General features: G+C 60.1%; 14 protein-coding genes, 1 rRNA gene and 1 pseudogene. 9 read left to right on the forward strand and 7 right to left on the reverse strand.

Annotation, left to right across the window (positions count from 1 at the left end; genetic code table 11):
- The first annotated feature begins 114 nt into the window (after window positions 1-114).
- The 4 genes from rrf (at window position 115) to AC1DRN_RS26565 (ending at window position 3,943) form a co-directional block, all read left to right on the forward strand.
- Window positions 115-230: ribosomal RNA gene (gene rrf / locus AC1DRN_RS26550) — 5S ribosomal RNA — on the forward strand.
- A 147-nt stretch (window positions 231-377) separates the two neighbouring features.
- Window positions 378-1,037, forward strand: coding sequence for a paraquat-inducible protein A (locus AC1DRN_RS26555; protein WP_223461066.1), 660 nt, complete (start codon window positions 378-380; stop codon window positions 1,035-1,037).
- Entirely contained in the window at window positions 1,024-1,647 is a 624-nt protein-coding gene (locus AC1DRN_RS26560) for a paraquat-inducible protein A (protein WP_108214827.1), read from the forward strand. Before AC1DRN_RS26555 ends, AC1DRN_RS26560 begins: the two co-directional genes overlap by 14 nt.
- Window positions 1,640-3,943 carry a PqiB family protein gene (locus AC1DRN_RS26565; RefSeq protein WP_223461067.1) on the forward strand — a complete coding sequence of 768 codons (2,304 nt, stop codon included), beginning with the start codon at window positions 1,640-1,642 and terminating at the stop codon, window positions 3,941-3,943. The genes AC1DRN_RS26560 and AC1DRN_RS26565 overlap by 8 nt, the downstream gene beginning before the upstream one ends.
- Window positions 3,944-4,176: 233 nt before the next feature.
- On the opposite strand, the gene mksF is transcribed toward AC1DRN_RS26565, so the two are convergent.
- Genes mksF through mksB form a run of 3 tightly spaced genes read right to left on the reverse strand, consistent with a single transcriptional unit; the run spans window position 4,177 to window position 8,994 of the window.
- Window positions 4,177-7,017 carry an Mks condensin complex protein MksF gene (gene mksF, locus AC1DRN_RS26570; protein ID WP_223461069.1) on the reverse strand — a complete coding sequence of 947 codons (2,841 nt, stop codon included), beginning with the start codon at window positions 7,015-7,017 and terminating at the stop codon, window positions 4,177-4,179.
- On the reverse strand, window positions 7,014-7,715 hold the full coding sequence (gene mksE, locus AC1DRN_RS26575) for an Mks condensin complex protein MksE (protein ID WP_223461070.1): 702 nt from the start codon (window positions 7,713-7,715) through the stop codon (window positions 7,014-7,016). The genes mksF and mksE overlap by 4 nt, the downstream gene beginning before the upstream one ends.
- Window positions 7,705-8,994, reverse strand: a complete 1,290-nt coding sequence (gene mksB, locus AC1DRN_RS26580) for an Mks condensin complex protein MksB (RefSeq protein ID WP_223461071.1) — start codon at window positions 8,992-8,994, stop codon at window positions 7,705-7,707. The genes mksE and mksB overlap by 11 nt, the downstream gene beginning before the upstream one ends.
- A gap of 238 nt (window positions 8,995-9,232) precedes the next feature.
- On the opposite strand from mksB, the gene AC1DRN_RS26585 reads away from it, so the two are divergent.
- Both AC1DRN_RS26585 and rimI read left to right on the forward strand, forming a co-directional pair.
- A complete protein-coding gene (locus AC1DRN_RS26585) occupies window positions 9,233-9,979 on the forward strand; it encodes an energy transducer TonB (RefSeq protein WP_223461234.1) in 747 nt (248 codons plus the stop codon).
- Complete coding sequence (rimI, locus tag AC1DRN_RS26590) at window positions 9,972-10,424, forward strand: ribosomal protein S18-alanine N-acetyltransferase (protein ID WP_007978046.1); 453 nt, start codon at window positions 9,972-9,974, stop codon at window positions 10,422-10,424. Before AC1DRN_RS26585 ends, rimI begins: the two co-directional genes overlap by 8 nt.
- 113 nt (window positions 10,425-10,537) lie before the next feature.
- On the opposite strand, the gene AC1DRN_RS26595 is transcribed toward rimI, so the two are convergent.
- A complete protein-coding gene (locus AC1DRN_RS26595; protein ID WP_223461072.1) occupies window positions 10,538-10,942 on the reverse strand; it encodes a serine kinase/phosphatase in 405 nt (134 codons plus the stop codon).
- A gap of 182 nt (window positions 10,943-11,124) precedes the next feature.
- On the opposite strand from AC1DRN_RS26595, the gene can reads away from it, so the two are divergent.
- The gene (can, locus tag AC1DRN_RS26600; protein ID WP_223461073.1) at window positions 11,125-11,769 is read left to right on the forward strand and encodes a carbonate dehydratase; all 645 of its coding nucleotides are present in this window, start codon (window positions 11,125-11,127) and stop codon (window positions 11,767-11,769) included.
- A gap of 6 nt (window positions 11,770-11,775) precedes the next feature.
- On the opposite strand, the gene AC1DRN_RS26605 is transcribed toward can, so the two are convergent.
- From AC1DRN_RS26605 to AC1DRN_RS26615, 3 genes are all read right to left on the reverse strand, one after another.
- A complete protein-coding gene (locus tag AC1DRN_RS26605; protein ID WP_223461074.1) occupies window positions 11,776-12,300 on the reverse strand; it encodes an SET domain-containing protein-lysine N-methyltransferase in 525 nt (174 codons plus the stop codon).
- Window positions 12,301-12,444: 144 nt separating this feature from the next.
- Window positions 12,445-13,617, reverse strand: coding sequence for a hypothetical protein (locus AC1DRN_RS26610; RefSeq protein ID WP_223461075.1), 1,173 nt, complete (start codon window positions 13,615-13,617; stop codon window positions 12,445-12,447).
- A 93-nt stretch (window positions 13,618-13,710) separates the two neighbouring features.
- The gene (locus AC1DRN_RS26615; RefSeq protein ID WP_223461076.1) at window positions 13,711-15,129 is read right to left on the reverse strand and encodes a short-chain fatty acid transporter; all 1,419 of its coding nucleotides are present in this window, start codon (window positions 15,127-15,129) and stop codon (window positions 13,711-13,713) included.
- Between the two features lie 200 nt (window positions 15,130-15,329).
- On the opposite strand from AC1DRN_RS26615, the gene AC1DRN_RS26620 reads away from it, so the two are divergent.
- Together AC1DRN_RS26620 and AC1DRN_RS26625 are read left to right on the forward strand one after the other, a co-directional pair.
- Complete coding sequence (locus AC1DRN_RS26620) at window positions 15,330-16,643, forward strand: MFS transporter (RefSeq protein WP_223461077.1); 1,314 nt, start codon at window positions 15,330-15,332, stop codon at window positions 16,641-16,643.
- A 207-nt stretch (window positions 16,644-16,850) separates the two neighbouring features.
- Window positions 16,851-17,489 (forward strand): annotated as a pseudogene (locus AC1DRN_RS26625) (PAS domain-containing protein); the annotation flags it as partial.
- Window positions 17,490-17,510 lie beyond the last annotated feature (21 nt).

The raw sequence follows: 17,510 nt of genomic DNA on the forward strand, positions 1-17,510 counted from the left end.
GTGAAGACGCAAGTGAAGACGCAATGAACCGAAAGTTCGACGCTCACAAAACACCGAAAGCTGTCACATACCCAATTTGCTGAAACGTTGAAAAACGGTTCAGTACCCGAATTTCTTGACGACCATAGAGCATTGGAACCACCTGAYCCCATCCCGAACTCAGCAGTGAAACGATGCATCGCCGATGGTAGTGTGGGGTTTCCCCATGTGAGAGTAGGTCATCGTCAAGATTAAATTCCAAAACCCCTATCTGCGTACGCAGGTAGGGGTTTTGTTTTTGGCGTAGAAAAAGCACGACGAATCAAGCACAAATTGGCGCAGTTATTTTTGTCCCGGGACACTAGAATAGGTCCAACTTTTTCAGAGTCAGAGCGCTTATGCCGGATTCGGTTGACGCCAAAGAGCTGTCAGAACTACCACTGGAAAATCTGGTTGCCTGCCATGAGTGCGACTTGCTCATGCGTAAACCCGAACTCGCCCATGGCGAAAAAGCCCTGTGCCCGCGCTGTGGCTACGAGCTTTATGCCAATCGCTACAACGTCGTACAGCGCAGTCTCGCCTTGGTCATCTCCGCCCTGGTGTTGTTCATACCGGCCAACTTTTTACCCATCATGCAACTCAATCTGCTCGGGCAATCTTCGCAAGACACTGTCTGGAGCGGCGTTGTCGCYCTTTTTGATACGGGCATGCAAAGCGTCTCAGTGATCGTGTTCCTGTGCAGCATGGGGATCCCGCTGCTCAAGCTGCTGTGCCAACTGGCCGTATTGTTGAGTATCCGTTTTGGTGTCGGACGCAGCTACGGCTTGTTGCTCTATCGCATTTATCACCATATACGCGAATGGGGGATGCTTGAGGTCTACTTCATGGGCGTACTGGTGGCGATCGTCAAGCTGGCAGATATGGCAGCCATCACCGTAGGCCTCGGCCTGGCGTGCTTCATTGGTTTGTTGCTGATTCAAGTCTGGCTGGAGGTCGTAATGTCGCCTCACCAGATCTGGCAAGCGTTATCAGGAGAAGATGCCCATGCGGGCGATTGATGCAGGCATTCTGATTTGCAAGGAATGTCATGAATTGAACAGGCAGGAAGCTGATAGCGATGAGCAAGTCTGTACACGCTGCGGAGCACTGGTGCATGCCCGCAGCCCGAATAGCCTGGTGCGCACCTGGGCATTGCTGATTACCGCCGCCATTCTTTACATACCGGCCAATTTGTTGCCGATCATGACCGTGAACTCTCTGGGCAAGGGTGCGCCCAGCACGATCATGGCGGGTGTGATCGAGTTGGTGCACTACGGAATGATCCCCATTGCGGCGGTGGTGTTTATCGCCAGTATCCTGGTGCCCACCTTCAAGCTGGTAGGCATCGCTCTGCTGCTGTTTTCCGTGCAGCGCCGTCAGCCCCTTTCGGCTCGCCAGCGTATCTGGATGTACCGTTTCATTGAATTCATCGGCCGCTGGTCGATGCTCGATATCTTTGTGATCGCCATCCTCGTGGCGGTCGTGAATTTTGGGCGGCTTGCCAGCATCGAAGCCAATCTTGGCGCCATCGCCTTCGCCACTGTAGTGATTCTGACGATGCTTGCCGCAGTAACTTTCGATCCCCGACTGATTTGGGATAACACGGAGTCGGACGACGACCATGACTGATTTGCCTGTAGCGAAAACCCGACCGGCCTCGAACTGGTCTGCCATTTGGGTGCTGCCCCTGATCGCCTTGATCATTGGCGGCTGGCTCGGCTGGCGTGCCTATAACGAGACCGGCATCGAGATTCAGGTGCGTTTTGAGAGTGGCGAAGGCATTCAGGCCAACAAGACCGAAGTGGTCTATAAAGGCATGCCAGTCGGTAAGGTCAAAAGCCTCAAGCTCGATGATGAGGGCAGTTCCAAAGGCGTGATCGCCAGCATCGAAATGAACAAGGATGTGGAGCCATACCTGCGAACCAGCACGCGTTTCTGGCTGGTCAAGCCGAGCGTGACATTGGCAGGGATTACCGGTCTTGAGACGCTGGTTTCAGGTAACTATGTCGCCATCAGCCCGGGGGAAGGCGAGCCCGTCCGCAAGTTCAAGGCCCTGGCCCAGGAGCCGCCGCTCTCCGATGCCCAGCCGGGTCTGCACCTGACCATCAAGGCTGATCGCCTGGGTTCGTTGAACCGCGGCAGCCCGGTGTTCTACAAACAGATCAAGGTAGGTCAGATCAAGAGCTACGTGCTGTCCGAGGACCAGAGCACTGTCGAGCTCAAGGTCTTCATCGAGCCGACTTACGCCAAACTGGTACGCAAGCACACACGTTTCTGGAACGCCAGCGGCATCAGCATCGACGCCAATCTGTCCGGTGTGAAAGTGCGCAGTGAGTCGTTGGCCAGCATCGTCGCCGGTGGTATTGCGTTCGCTACTCCCGAAAACCGCAAGGACAGCCCGCCTACCGACCCAAGCCTGCCGTTCAGGCTCTATGAAGACTTCGATGCAGCGGCGGCCGGTATCCGGGTCAAGGTCAAGCTCAGCGACTTCGAGGGTTTGCAGGCCGGTCGTACGCCGGTGATGTACAAAGGCATTCAGGTCGGCAATCTCAAGGCGCTGAAGGTCGATCCTGACTTGTCCGGGGCCACCGCCGAATTGACGATGGACCCGTTGGCCGAGGATTACCTGGTCGAGGGCACACAATTCTGGGTGGTCAAACCGTCGATTTCCCTGGCGGGGATTACCGGCCTTGAGGCGTTGGTCAAAGGCAACTACATCGCTGTTCGACCTGGCGACAAGGGGGCGGCTCCACAACGGGAGTTTGCGGCACGGGCCAAAGCGCCGCCGCTGGATCTGCGTGCACCCGGACTGCATTTGGTGTTATTCACGGAAAATCTCGGCTCGCTGGAAGTCGGCAGCCCGGTTCTCTACAAGCAGGTCAAAGTCGGCTCCGTACAGAGCTATCAGTTCTCGCGAACCAAAAAGCAGTTGATCATCGGCGTGCACATCGAGAAGGAATACGAGGATCTGGTCAACGCCTCGACACGCTTCTGGAATGCCAGCGGCATCACGCTCACGGGCGGACTGACCGGTGGGATTCAAGTCAAAAGTGAGTCACTGCAAAGCTTGATGGCCGGCGGTATTGCGTTTGAAACCCCGGAAGCCAAGGCGCCGCTACGCAAGCGCATTCCACGTTTCCGCTTGTTTGCCAGCCATGACGACGCCACGCAAAAGGGCGAGGTGATCAGCATCAAGGTAGACCGCGCCGATGGTTTGCGTACGGGCACGCCGATTCGCTTCAAGGGTCTGGATGTCGGCAAGATCGAGGACGTTGACCTGAGTGACGACCTGCAATCGGTGCTGCTGACCGCGCGGATTACCGAAGTGCCGGAACGCATCGCCCGGGTCGGCAGTCAGTTCTGGGTGGTCAAGCCCGAGCTGGGCCTGATCAAGACGTCCAACCTCGAAACACTGGTGACCGGGCAATACATCGAGGTGCAACCGGCAGCGAAAAATCTGGGACCGCAGAAGAACTTTGTCGCTTTGGTCGCTGCGCCGGAAACTGCCAAGCAGGAAGCGGGATTGAGTCTGGTGCTGAGCGCCGCCCGTCGCGGTTCATTGAAGGCCGGCGTGCCGGTGACGTATCGCGAAATCACAGTGGGCAAGGTGACGGGTTATGAACTGGGCCAGACCGCTGATCGTGTCCTGATCCATATCCTGATCGAGCCGAAGTACGCGCCACTGGTACGCAGCGGCACGCGGTTCTGGAACACCAGCGGTTTCGACTTCGATGTCGGCCTGTTCAAAGGCGCAACGGTGCGCACTGAATCCCTGGAGACGATGATTCAGGGCGGTGTCGCCTTTGCCACGCCGGATGGCGAGCGCATGGGCGGCCCGGCGCAACCGGAGCAGACGTTCGCGCTGTTCGACAAGTTCGAAGAGGAATGGCTGACCTGGGCGCCGAAGATTTCGCTGGGTAAATAGTCTGAGGGTTATGTGGCGTCAGTGATGACGCCTTCGTCGGAACGCCGCCCGGGGCAAGCCATTTCATTAGGGTTATCGGTTGGTCACGGACTCTGTGTTCGCCACAACTCCTGTGGGAGCGGGCTTGCCCGCGAAGAGGCCCTGAAGTTCACTGCAAGGCTAAATGACACACCTATGAAAAAGGCCGCGATCCATTGGACCGCGGCCTTTTTTTATTGCCTTCGATTCAAGCCTCAGACCGCATCCAGCTCCGGTTCATCCGCTTGTTCGTTGACCGTCGCCTTTACCTGATCGTGACGACGGATGTACTTCCAGTCCGCCTCGTCGATGTAGATGCCGGCCGGGCCGCTGCCGCCTTCCAGGTCGATGGCGACACTGGCGCAGACCTGCGGCTTCACGCTCGCCAGGATCGGCACGAAGCCCAGTTGCAGGCTGGTTTCCAGCAATGCGGCCTGGTTCTTCTCATCGATATCCGCCGCCTCGTCGAGGTAGTACGGCAGGCGCACGCGACCGGCCTGGTCACGGTCCATCAAGTGCAGCAACAAGTACATGTTGGTCAGCGCCTTGATGGTCATGGTGGTGCCGTTGGAGGCGGCGCCGTCGATGTCGGTGTGGATCACCGGTTGACCGTTGACCTTGGTGATCTCGAACGCCAGTTCGAACAAGTCCTTGAGGCCGAGCTGGTTGTGGTTCGCCGCCACCARCCGCGCCAGGTATTCCTTGGCCTCTTCGTTCTTGTTGTCCTGTTCCGCACTCTGGCTCAGATCGAACACCGACAGGGTTTCGCCTTCTTCATATTGACCGGCACTGTGGATGATCTGGTCGATGTGCTTGAGCGCTTCCTTGTTCGGCGCGAGCACGATACGGAAGCTTTGCAGGTTGGAGACCTGACGCTTGTTGATCTCGCGGTTGAACAGCGCCAGTTGGTGTTCGAGGCTGTCGTAGTCGCTGCGGATGTTGCGCAGGGTCCGGGCGATGTCCGTCACGGCGGCACGGCGTGCCTTGCCCAGGGTCAAGGCTTCGTCGGTGCGGTGCGCATAGGCGTTGATCAACAGCTGCAGGCGACGCTCCATATCGTCTTCGCTGTCGAACTTGGCCACGCCCTTGAGGCGCACCTGAGCGTACAGCGCTTCGATCTGACCATCGGCACGCAGCAGGCCTTGCCAGCTGTCCTGATAGTCATTGAGCAGTGGCAGCAGGTTGTCCATGGAGTCGTCGATCGGGTCCATGAACGGTGTGCCGAACGGCAGGTCCGCTGGCAGCAACTGACGGCGGCGCAGGGCGTCGTCGAGGGTGCGTTGCTTGGCTTCCATGTCGCCGATCTGCCGGCCGACCAGTTGCAGCTTGGCCGACAGTTGCTGGACGCGTTCGGTGAAGGCATCGCTGGAGCGCTTCAGCTCGTCCTGCGCCGCTTCCATTTGCGCCAACTGCTCAAGCTTGTCGCCTTCCTCGGCGCTCAGGGTTTGCGCGCGACGGAAGTCTTCCAGGGCTTTTTGTGCGTCCAGCACTTGCTGGTACAGCGCTTCGGTCTGGGTCTTGCTCGCGGCACGGTCGGCGGCCACGGCTTGCTGGGTTTTCAGTTGCTTGAGTTCTTTTTCCAGACGCTCTTTCTGATCGCGCAAGGCAGCGCGGTCAGCCAGCGCTTGCAGGGCTGGTGGTTCGATGTGCGAGATGTCGATGGACAACCCCGGCACTTCGAAGCGTTCACCTTTGAAACCGTCGAGGATCAGCTCCACGGATTTGACCCACTCGCCGTCGTCGTCGAGGGTGATGCCGTGTTCACCCAATGGCAGGCTGAACAGCGCGCTGTTGAACAGGCGCATCAGGCGTTCGACGTCTTGCTGCGAGAATTCTTCGCGCAGACGGGCGTAGCTGTTGTTGTCGGCGTGATCGAGTTGCTGCTTGACCGACTTCAGGCGTTTTTCCAGATCGCGCAAACGCTCTTCCAGATCTTCGGCGCTGAATTGACGGGACTGGGCCAATGCACCGGCCAATTCGTCATGGGCGTCCTTGGCGGCCAGCAGTTGCTGTTCCAGCACCTTGACGTCATCGATCAGGGCAAAGCGATGCTTGAGCACCGACAGTTCGCCGAGCCAGCGCTGGATGCCGGTGATTTCCCGCTCCAGGCGCATCAATTCCTGAGTGCCGCCGCGTTGGTCGTTCTGCAGGGCGTCTTGCTCGTTGCGGTAGTGCTCGGCCTGAAGGGTCAGCTCTTCCTTGCGCGCACCGGCGTAGTCCTGCCAGGTGCCCAGCAGTGAATCTAGCAATGGCGAGATGCGGTGCAGCTTGCCACGCAGGATGTCCCGTTGTTTCACGCCGTTGGCCAAGGCTTCGACCAGCGGACCGGCGGCGACCAACGAGTTGTAGTCCTGCTCCATGCGGCGTACATCGCGGAACGCTTCTTCGCACGCCGCGATGTAATCGACGCTGCCGGAGCGCAGGCTGTGCTCGAAGGCATCGAGGAACAGTTGCTTGAGCTTGGCCGCAGTGATTTCACGCATGTGCAGCAGGTTGATGAACAGCGCGCGGAAGGTCTTCAGGCTCTGCTCGCTGGTGGAGCGCAGCGGGATCAGGGTCAGGTCCAGGGGAATCGAGGTGTGGCCACCGACCAGCAAACGGCGCAGTTCGTCCGGCTTGAGTTCGTAGGCTTTCAGGCCTTCGCGTTCAAGGTTGGTGAAGAGTTCTTTCTGACGCAGGCAGGTGTCGTTTTTCTGGTAGTGGGCCAGGTCCAGCTTGCCGGCATAGGCAAAGAACTGGTGACCGAAACCGCCGCCCGGGCCGCGACCGACCACACCGATCACGTGGGGACCGTGGGGCAGGTTCACTTCGACCAGGATGTAGCTGGTGTCCGAGGCGAAGTAGAAGCGCCGGGACTGCTCCAGGCTGTACTTGCCGAAGCTCATGTCCGACATGCGCGCCAGGATCGGGAACTGCAAGGCGTTGATCGAGGCGGATTTACCGAGGTTGTTCGCGCCGTACACCGACAGCGGCTCTTCCAGCGGAAACAGGCCGAGGCTGTAGCCGGCGGTGTTCAAAAGGGCAAAGCGGCGGATGCCGTAACGTTCCTTGCTCATGCGTCGAGCTCCTGTTCTTCGGCAATGGCCCGGGCCAGGGCGTCTTCTTCGCTTTCACCCTCGAATTCACTCAGATCGAGCGGATCGTCGGTCTGCAGCAGTTTTTCGTCGCTGTCTTCGTCGATCAGCACCGGCACCGGCAACGGCAGGACGCTGTGCAGGCTGGCGGCCAGGTCGCGGTCCTGCTGCACCGACAGGCACACATCGAGGAAGCGGTGCATCGGCGGCAGGAAACGGTAGATGCCGTTTTCTTCGCTGGCAAAGCCGAGCTGGGTCATGCGCCGCATGATCTTTTCTTCCAGTTCGTCCTGGGTCTGCACTTCGGCCTGGATGAACAGGTCGCGGTACTTTTCCAGCAACGACGGCAGCTCATCGCGGCCGAGACTGCCGCCGTCAAGCACGGAGATCGGGTCGCGGCCCTGGTCGGCCAGGTGCTCGACGAGGATGAAGGTGAACAGCGCAAGACGCTGCGCGGTCTTGTTCACCGCGGCGGCAGCGAGGTCCGGCACGAAGTAGTAGAAACCGCGGGTGTCGCAGACCAGTTCAAAGCCCAGGGCCTTGAACAGCGTGCGGTACTGGTCCTGAAAGTTCGACAACTGTGCGTACAGTTCCGGATCGCGGCGGCTGACGTGATAACCCTTGAACAGCTCGCGAAAGATCGGTGCCAGATGGGACAGTTCGGATAGATCAAGTTGCATGCGAAGTACTTCCATAGAGGGTGCTCGCAGAATTCTCGGTGGCATCGCTGACCGAGAGCAGGGCGAAGGAGCGCAGGCTGACCTGGTGCTCGTGGGTATGGTATTCGCGACGCTCCAGACGCTCGCGCGTGAAGCGTTTTTCCCGCGACAGGCGCGAGAACCAGTACAGCAATTCGTCGGTGGCGCCGTCCGGTTCCTGCTCCAGCAACCAAGTCATCAGGTCCGGCATCGGCAGGGCGTCTTCGCAGCGTTCGAGCATTTCCCGAACGGTGCGTGGCGCCCGTGGCGCTTCGCCTTTCTGGGTCTTGTGGGCCTTGGGGAAGCGCGCCGGTTTCGGTTCGAAACGCGCCAGGGCGTAAACGTAGGCTTCGACCTGACTGGCGCTGCCGAGGAAGGTGCTCTGCGGGCGAGTGAACATCGGCATCGCCGCTTGTGGCACGGCGTCGAGGCCCTTGCGACGGATCATCGACAGGGCTAATGCGGCGCCACGGGTCACGGCGTTGTGCCGGCGCGCTTCTTCACGCAGCGGCAACAGCAGCTCGCGGGCGTGACGTAGCGTCAGCTGGGCGCTGGTCTGCATTTCGAGGATGCGCGCGTGGGTGCGCAGCAGCATGTCGTCGTCCACCAGGTGGCCGAGGCGCTGCTGTTCGCTGAGCATCTTCAGCAACACGGTTTCGACCTTGCGCACGCCTTGTTCGAAGGCGCCGTCGGCGTTCACCAGATCAATCATCGGCTCGACGTATTCGTCCCAGGTCGCCAGCACTTCAGCGTAGCGCTGGCGCAACGGAATCTGCCGGTCGCTGGTTTTCGCCCGTTCGGCGACGGCCACCAGGGCCTGTTCGTCGTTATCGAGTTTTTTCAGTACGTCACGCACGCGCATGTCGAGCAGACGCAACTGGCGGGCGAGGTCATTGCCATCGCGGATATCGAACGCGTCCTGGATATAACCGGCCAGACGCTCCAGGTGGCGCAGGTAGGCTTCGATTTCCAGGCACAGGCCCAGGCGGTGTTCACGGCGCAGATAGGCGAGGAAGTCGTGAATCTGCGCATTAAGCTCGAAACGGTTCGGGCTTTTGGCCACGGGAACCAGAATGTCGAGGCGAATCCACACGTCGAGCAGGCTGGTGATGTCCTGCGGCGTACTGTCGAGTTGCTGGGCGGCCAACTGTGAACGCAATTCGTTGAGGCTCAGTGTGCCTTGGTCGAAGTGCTCGCACAGTGGCTCCAGAAGTGCCCAGTGTTCAGCGAGGGCGCGCAAGACGCGCTTGGGTTCGATCATCGGAATGGCCGGCTGGTTGGCGATTAAAAGCCGCGATTGTACTGCATCGGGCGCGATGCGATTCACTCTCGGGACGGGCTGTCGCCATTTTTCATAGGTGCAAAGACTATCGGTGAAGTCTATCGATCAACAGCGCGGGCGATCTTGAGCGAACGGCGGTAGAATCAGCGCACTTTAGTTATCCACAAGTGGCCGACCTTTGCTTATCGAGTCCCGTCGTCGCGCTTATCTGGCCGCCATGCAGGTGGTCAACTGGCTGCCGCGTACCGAATTGCCCTTTGCCGCGCCGTCGCGGCCCGAGCTGCTGGAGATCCCCGAGCCGGTGGTGGTCGCGCCTGTTATGCCCGCTGTTGTGGCTAAGACACCCGTGGCGCCGGTGGTCAAGCCGGCCGAGCGGGTGAAGATCGAGGTGCCGCGACCATCGCCGGCGAGTACGCGCACCGGGGCCAAACCGGTGGAAGAGGCCGAAGAGGCGCCCGTGGTGGTCAAGGCGCCGATCGTGCCGCCGCCGCGTTTTGCCCTGCAATTGTTGCGGGCCGGGCGTTGTCTGCTGCTGGTGGAGTTACCTACGGGCGAATCCTTCCAGACCCGCGATCCTGCTTACCTGCTGCTCAAGGACATTCTGCGCGCCGCCGGTCTGCCGGACAGCCCGCAGATCGTCGGCGAACCGGTACGCTGGCCGTTGCTGGTGCGTGGCACGATGGACCAGGGCCCGGAAGCGGCCCGCGACTTCGTGCAAGGTTTTCTCTCGGTGCGCATGGAAGAAACGCCCTGCGCCTGCTTGTGGCTGATCGGCCTGCCCGCGGTGCGATTTGCCGGTGAGGCGGATGCCGAGGCGTTCAATCGCGAGTTGCAGATCGAAGGCCTGGGCTCGGCCTGGGCGGTGCCGGGCCTGGAATTATTAATGGAAGAGCCACAGCGTAAGGCTGATGTCTGGCAAGCCATGCGTCGGCTGATGGCGCGCTGGAAAGAATCGAATGAGTGATGCTGTATCGTTTCGCCCGATGACCGAGGCGGACCTGGAAACCGTACTGAAAATCGAATACGCGGCCTACAGCCATCCCTGGACTCGCGGAATTTTCCTCGATGGCCTGGGCAAGTATCAGATCTGGCTGATGTTCGAAGGTCAGCAACAGGTGGGCCACGGTGTGGTGCAGATCATCCTCGACGAGGCGCACCTGCTGAACATTACGGTCAAGCCGGAAAACCAGGGCCGTGGCCTGGGGCTGACATTGCTTGAGCATTTGATGTCGATTGCCTACAAGGCCGACGCCCGGGAGTGTTTCCTGGAAGTGCGCGACAGCAATACCGCGGCGTTCAAGCTGTACGAGCGTTATGGTTTCAACGAGATCGGCCGGCGTCGGGATTACTACCCCGCGGTGGGTGGGCGCGAAGATGCGGTGGTCATGGCCTGTACTTTGGTGGATTAAGCCTCAAAAGCTTCGCGAGCAGGCTCGCTCCCACAATGGATCTGTGTTGACTACACGAATTTTGTGACCGACACGAACCCTGTGGGAGCGAGCCTGCTCGCGAAGGCGTCCTCTCAGGGCTTACCGTCCATCGGATGGCGCCGCGCCAGTTCCGCTTCATCCAGGCCATGCCCACCACCAATATCGTCCTTATCGACGATGCTCAGGTCCCAATCCGCGCGGTTATCATTGCCCGCCTCGTGGGCATCCCTGGCGCCGTCTTCACGGATCAGGGTTTCCGGGCTCAAGTCATCGTCGGTAGGTTGATGGTTTCCGGTCGAGGCACCGGTCAGGCCCGCTTCACGTACGCGCCGACGAGGCATCAGGTGCTCGCGCTCCTCGTCCGGCAATTCGTCACCGATTCTGGTGCTGGGCTCTTCTTCATCGAAATCCAGCTCATGCACCGAGCCCATGCGGTCTTCGTCGTCATCGATGGGCTCCGGTTGCACCGCATCGTACGGACGTCGTGAATCATTCATGGCAATTCCTCATACTGTGGGCCTTACTAGGGTGGACCCATCGGGTTCATGAGAATTCCACCGGCATGGAGCGTCGGCTGGCCGTAGCAGGAATCAGGGCATCAGGGGCAACTGCATTATGCGCGTGACCCCGACGGGCGGTCGTCTGTCAAAGCAGCGCATCATTCTCGAGGCTTCATTGCATGAACGAATTACAAGATCTGATTGATAACAACGAGCGTTGGGCCGCTGCGATCAAGGAGGAAGATCCTGACTTCTTCGCCAAGCTGGCTCGCCAACAGACTCCGGAGTACCTGTGGATCGGTTGTTCCGATGCCCGGGTGCCGGCCAACGAGATCGTCGGCATGCTGCCGGGCGATCTGTTCGTACACCGTAATGTGGCCAACGTGGTGCTGCACACCGACCTCAACTGCCTGTCGGTGATTCAGTACGCGGTCGATGTGCTCAAGGTCAAACACATCCTCGTCACCGGTCATTATGGCTGCGGTGGTGTGCGCGCCTCGATGCAGGATCGTCAGTTCGGCCTGATCGACGGCTGGCTGCGCTCGATTCGCGACCTGTATTACGAAAAGCGCGAAGAACTGGCCAAACTGGCCACCGAAGAAGAACGGGTCGACCGTCTTTGCGAGCTCAACGTGATTCAGCAGGTGGCCAACGTCGGTCACACCAGCATTGTGCAAAACGCCTGGCACCGCGGGCAGAGCCTGTCGATCCACGGCTGCATTTATGGCATCAAGGATGGCCGCTGGAAGAGCCTGAATGCGACCATTAGCGGTTTCGAGCAACTGCCACCGCAGTACCGCCTGCGACCGTTCGAGCCCCTGTAAAGTCCCTCAGCGCAGACTCTGCCGACGCCACTGTTGCAAAAACAGCTGGCCGTCGGCGTTCGGCGTCTCATCGTAGCCGGTGATCCAGCCCCGGCAGTTGTACGAACCGCAGTGGCAGGCAAACTGGCGCAGCAGCTTGTCTTCCGTGGCAGCGTAATCCATCGACAGCCAGTCGCCTTTCTGAATGTCCTTCAGCGCCCATAACCACAGCTCACTCATGTCCAGAAACACGTTCGGGTCGCAGGAGTGGCGCAGCAGCCCGCAGAAGCGCGGGTCATAGACGTGAACAGCGGGCGCCAGCTGGCGGGTATGTCGGCTGCGATAGGGCAGCAAATGCCCCGATACCCGGCAGATTCGACTGATGCGGGGAAATTCGCGCAGCGCTGCTACGGCCATCGGCGTGCCTTTGTCATTCGAGAGAATCTCGAAATCGGCCAGGGATGGAAATCCGAGGTGAAGGGGCAACTCCACAAAAGGATAAACACCCTGCGGCGGTGGTGCGAGAGACTTGCGCTGTGCATTGGCTTTCATAACGATCCTTGTCGGCTGGCTGCTGCGACTTCCATCGGCTGACGATCCTGTCAGCGCAGCAACACATGGGTACGGCCCAAGCCTCTCGCAGATACTGCGGGCGGTCTACTGTCATAACTGACAGGTCGACTGCCATCAATCGGTTTATAGCGGTGGAGCGGGCAGGGCAGTGGTTGGCGCTGGCGCCTTGAGCTGTTTGAGCTGCAGCTGGATCGGTGCAGTCGAGCATTTGGCCGCAGCCTGTCCCGGCGTCAGGTTGCGAATCGAGGTGTAGAACAGCGCGCAGGTTTTTTCTTTCTCGGCCACTTGCCAGGTTTGCGTGCAGGTTTTCAGCTCGACGTCGGCATTGCTGTCCGGTTGACGGCCCATGACGGCCTGCCAGCACGCGGCACTCAAATCCTGGCCCATGACTTTCAGGCCCGCCGCATCGGCCTTGGCCTTGGCATCGTTGCCGGAATAGTTCGCCGGATCGGCGGCGTACCAGATGTAGCTCGGGTGGTTGGAACCCAGCACCCGCACGTTCACCCCGTCACTCGGGCTGATCGTCGCCAGACCCAGCACGTTCACGGTCGGCCCGTATTGTTGCTTGATCCAGTTACGCACCGGTGCGCCGAAGGCGACCATCGGCAATGCTTCACCGTTGGAGTGCAGGCTGACGTTCTTGACCATGGTGGTCTGGTAGTCGTTGAAGTAGCTGTAGACGCCCTCCAGGTCCTTGCCGGCGTTGGATGGGGCGGCGATAGGGGCGATGTCGACAATGGTCTGGAAGCCTGGCGTCTGCTCGGCCGGGATGCCATTGGCGGTGAGCAGCGTGGCCCAACGATCCGTGGTGGCGGACTTCAGGTAATCCTGGGCCTGGGTCAACGAATAGTCGGGCGGGAAGTGCAACAGCTCGACACTTTTGCGGTTTTCCAGGGCCATGCCCAGCGGCAGGAACAGATACCAGCTGTACGCCCATTTGCCGTCGGCATTCAATTTGCTGGCGCCGTTATAGGCCAGGTCACCGGCATCGAGCAGCGCGGCCAAAGGTTTTTCATAGCCGTTGGGCACGCCGATGATTTCTGCGTGGAGCTGACCGTTATCGTTTTTGACCAGAACCTTCGCGTCACCGTAGCCATCGCGCTGCACGCTCTGGGTCAGGTAGTGCTCGACGGTTTGCTCAAGCGTCCAGTTGCGAAAGCAGATCACGTTGCAATTGTTGGGGTAGGCGAAGAGGCGGGTAACGCGTTCGGTAGTGCCCAGCTTCAAGTTGGCATCGGCGTGGGCGGTGGTGCTCAGGGTGAGGGCTGCGAGAGTGAGTGCCGCGAGTTTGAACATGCTCAGATCCTTTTCAGCGTATAAGTCCAGCAGATACTGAAACAGACAGGGCGGAACAAAAAGGGCCGATATCAATATCGGCCCTTTTTATGGTTACGGCATTACCGGCGGCAAATACGCCAGCGTCGTCCCCAGTGCCCATAACAACACTAGCACCAATGGCGCGTGTACCAGCAATTGCACGAACGAGAAGCCGATCAAGTCCCGCGCTTTCAACCCCAGGACGCCCAGCAGCGGCAACATGAAGAACGGGTTGATCAGGTTGGGCAGGGCTTCGGCGGCGTTGTAGATCTGCACCGCCCAGCCCAGATGGTAGTTCAGGTCATTGGCCACTTGCATCACGTACGGTGCTTCGATGATCCACTTGCCGCCACCGGACGGGATGAAGAAGCCGAGAATCGCCGAATACACGCCCATCAGAAGCGCGTAGGTGTCGTGGGAGGCAATGCTGACGAAAAAGGTCGAGATGTGATGGGCCAGGGTCTGCGCGTCGGCGCCCTTGACCGTGGTCATCAGCGCCGCGATCGAACCGTAGAGCGGGAACTGGATCAGCACGCCGGTAGTGGTCGGCACCGCACGGGTCACGGCGTCCAGAAAGCTGCGCGGACGCCAGTGCAACAGGGCACCGAGCATGATGAACAGGAAGTTGTAGGTGTTCAGCCCGGAAATCGCGCTGATAGCCGGTTTGGTCGCAAACTCATGGAACAGCCACCCAGCAGCCAGCAACGCCAGCAGAATCGTCAGTAGCGGGCTGTGTTCCAGCCATTCGCCGGGGCGGGTGCGTGGTTGCAGCGGTGGCAGGTTGAAACTCGGGTCGACACCGCAGGCCTTGGCATCGCGTGCCGAGTTCGGGCCGGGGGCGGTGGCATAGGCAATGATCAGCGAGATGACGATCAAGGCCAGCAGCATCACGCCGGACTGCCAGAGAAAGATCGTCTGGGTGAATGGAATCATCCCGGTGATCGACAGAATCGACGGCGGCAGGCTTGCCGGGTTGGCCTGCAATTGCGCGGCGGACGACGACAGGCCCAAGGCCCATACCGCGCCAAGCCCCAGATAGGCGGCGGCACCGGCGGCGCGATAGTCCATTTTCAGGTCGGTACGACGGGCGAGGGCGCGTACCAACAAACCGCCGAACACCAGGGACAAGCCCCAGTTCAGCAACGACGCGACCATCGAAATCAATGCGACCCAGGCCACGGCGGAGCGGCCGTTTTTCGGCAGCTTGGCCAGACGGTCAATCAGCTTCACCGCCGGCGGCGAACTGGCGACCACATAACCGCCGATCACCACGAAGGCCATCTGCATGGTGAAGGGGATCAGGCTCCAGAAGCCATCACCAAAGGCCATGGCGGCGTCGGTGGGTTTGGCACCCATCGCCATGGTGGCCAGGGCCACGATAATCACCGCCAGGGCAGCAAACACCCAGGAGTCGGGAAACCAGCGTTCGGCAAAACTTGAGCAGCGCAGGGCAAAGCGGGCGGAGCGGCTATCTTCGATATCAGCGGCCACGGGAGTACCTCGGATTTTTATGTTTGTTGTGGTCTTCGGGGCAGTAACCGCCCGTCTGGACAGACGTCAACATTAATTCAAGCCGAGGATTTTTGCGGGGTTGTTTCGTGGCTATGGGACTTTGGTCTAACGGGTTGTCCGCCAGCGCTTTTGCGTAGACCATGGGCGCCTTGGTTTTTGCCTGTGCCAGAGTTCTTTACATGACTGCCAACACCGATTCGCGCCCGGCGCCGTTCAGCCGCTCGGACTACAAGACCCTCGGGCTTGCCGCCCTCGGCGGGGCGCTGGAAATCTACGATTTCATCATCTTCGTGTTTTTCGCCCTGACCCTCAGTCAGCTGTTCTTCCCACCGGAAATGCCCGAGTGGCTGCGCCTGCTGCAAAGCTTCGGGATCTTCGTCACCGGTTACCTGGCGCGACCGTTGGGCGGCATCCTGATGGCGCACTTCGCCGACCGATTGGGGCGCAAGAAAGTCTTTAGCCTGAGCATCCTGATGATGGCGTTGCCCTGCTTGCTGATCGGGATCATGCCGACCTACGCGCAAATCGGCTATTTCGCACCGTTGCTGCTGTTGGCCCTGCGCATTCTCCAGGGCGCGGCGGTGGGCGGCGAGGTGCCGAGTGCCTGGGTATTCGTCGCCGAGCACGCGCCCATCGCCCATCGCGGTTATGCCCTGGGTTTCCTGCAGGCGGGGCTGACCTTCGGCTATCTGATCGGCGCATTGACCGCGAGCTTCCTGGCGCAGGCATTCACCCCGGCGGAAATCCTCGATTACGCCTGGCGTTACCCGTTTCTGCTCGGCGGCGTGTTCGGGGTGATTGGTGTCTGGCTGCGTCGCTGGCTCAGCGAAACCCCGGTGTTCATGGCCATGCAGGCGCAGCGCGAGGCGGCCGGTGAGCTGCCGCTACGCACGGTCTTGCGCGAGCATCGCCTGGCCATTTTGCCGGCGATGATTCTCACCTGTGTGCTGACCTCGGCCGTGGTGGTGTTCGTGGTCATCACCCCGACCATGATGCAGAAAACTTTTGGCATGACAGCCAGCCATACCTTCGCCCTGAGCGCACTGGGCATCGTGTTCTTGAACATCGGCTGCGTGCTCGCCGGGCTACTGGTCGACCGCATCGGCGCCTGGCGCACGGTGATGCTCTATAGCCTGCTGCTGCCGTTGGGCATCGGCGTGCTGTATGCCTGCCTGATCATGGGCGGCGACTGGCTCGGCCTGGCCTACGCCTTGGCGGGGCTGGCCTGCGGGGTAGTCGGCGCGGTGCCATCGGTGATGGTCAGCCTGTTCCCGCCGCGGATTCGCGTCTCGGGTATCTCGTTCACCTACAACATTGCCTACGCCGCGTGGGCGAGTGTCACACCGCTGTTGTTGATCGGCCTGATGCCGTGGAGTCCATGGATCTGTGTGATGTTCAGTGCGGTGATGGGCGCGGTGGGTGTGGGCAGTGCGGCGTACTTTGGTGCGCGGATGCCGAGAATCGCTGGCTGTTCTGCCGCTGGCGCGCATTGATTGTACGCGTCGTAACTATTTTTACTGGACAAGCCTGAAACACGCTTAAGTAAATGTTTCCAAGGCCGATGGTTAGGCTGTGTATCGCTTTCTACCCCTGTCCATCGGTGCTTTCCCATGTTCAATAAACGCTTGAAGCAGGAGCTGTCGGCTCTTCGTGAAGAACTCTCCAGCCTCCAGCAAGTGAAGGAAAGTCTGGAAAGCGAGATGCTGGTGCTGACCCTCGACAGCGATGGACGGGTTCAGTCGGTCAACCAGAACTTCCTTGGCGAAATGCACTACAAGAGCGGTGACCTGATCGGCCGACACATCGACGACTTCGTCCCGGATCACGTGAAGTTCGACGAATTCCAGCAGCGTTTCAAGAACGCGCTGACCCGTGGCGAGCACTTCGCCGGCGCAGTGCGCCTGTTGCGCGGCACGGGCCAGGAAGCCTGGTTGCGTTCGATCCTGCAACCGGTGCGCTCGGCCGATGGGCGGATCAAGCATTTTTCGATCTTCTCCAGCGACCTGACCCGCACCATCGAGGCCTCCCGCGAGCACGAGAACCTGATCGGTGCGCTGGTGCGTTCCACGGCGGTGATCGAGTTCGATCTCAATGGCAACGTGCTGACTGCCAATGACCGCTTCCTCAGCGGTATGGGGTACAGCCTGGCGCAGATCAAGGGCAAACATCACCGCACCTTCTGCCTGCCGGAGGAATACAACAGTGCCGAGTACCAGGACTTCTGGCGTCGCCTGAACGCGGGCGAATACGTGGCCGAGCGCTTCAAGCGTGTCGACAGCCACGGTCGTACGGTCTGGCTGGAGGCGTCCTACAACCCGGTGGCCGATGCCAACAACAAGCTCTATAAGGTGGTGAAGTTC

It is taken from the genome of Pseudomonas sp. P5_B3 (genome assembly GCF_056400405.1).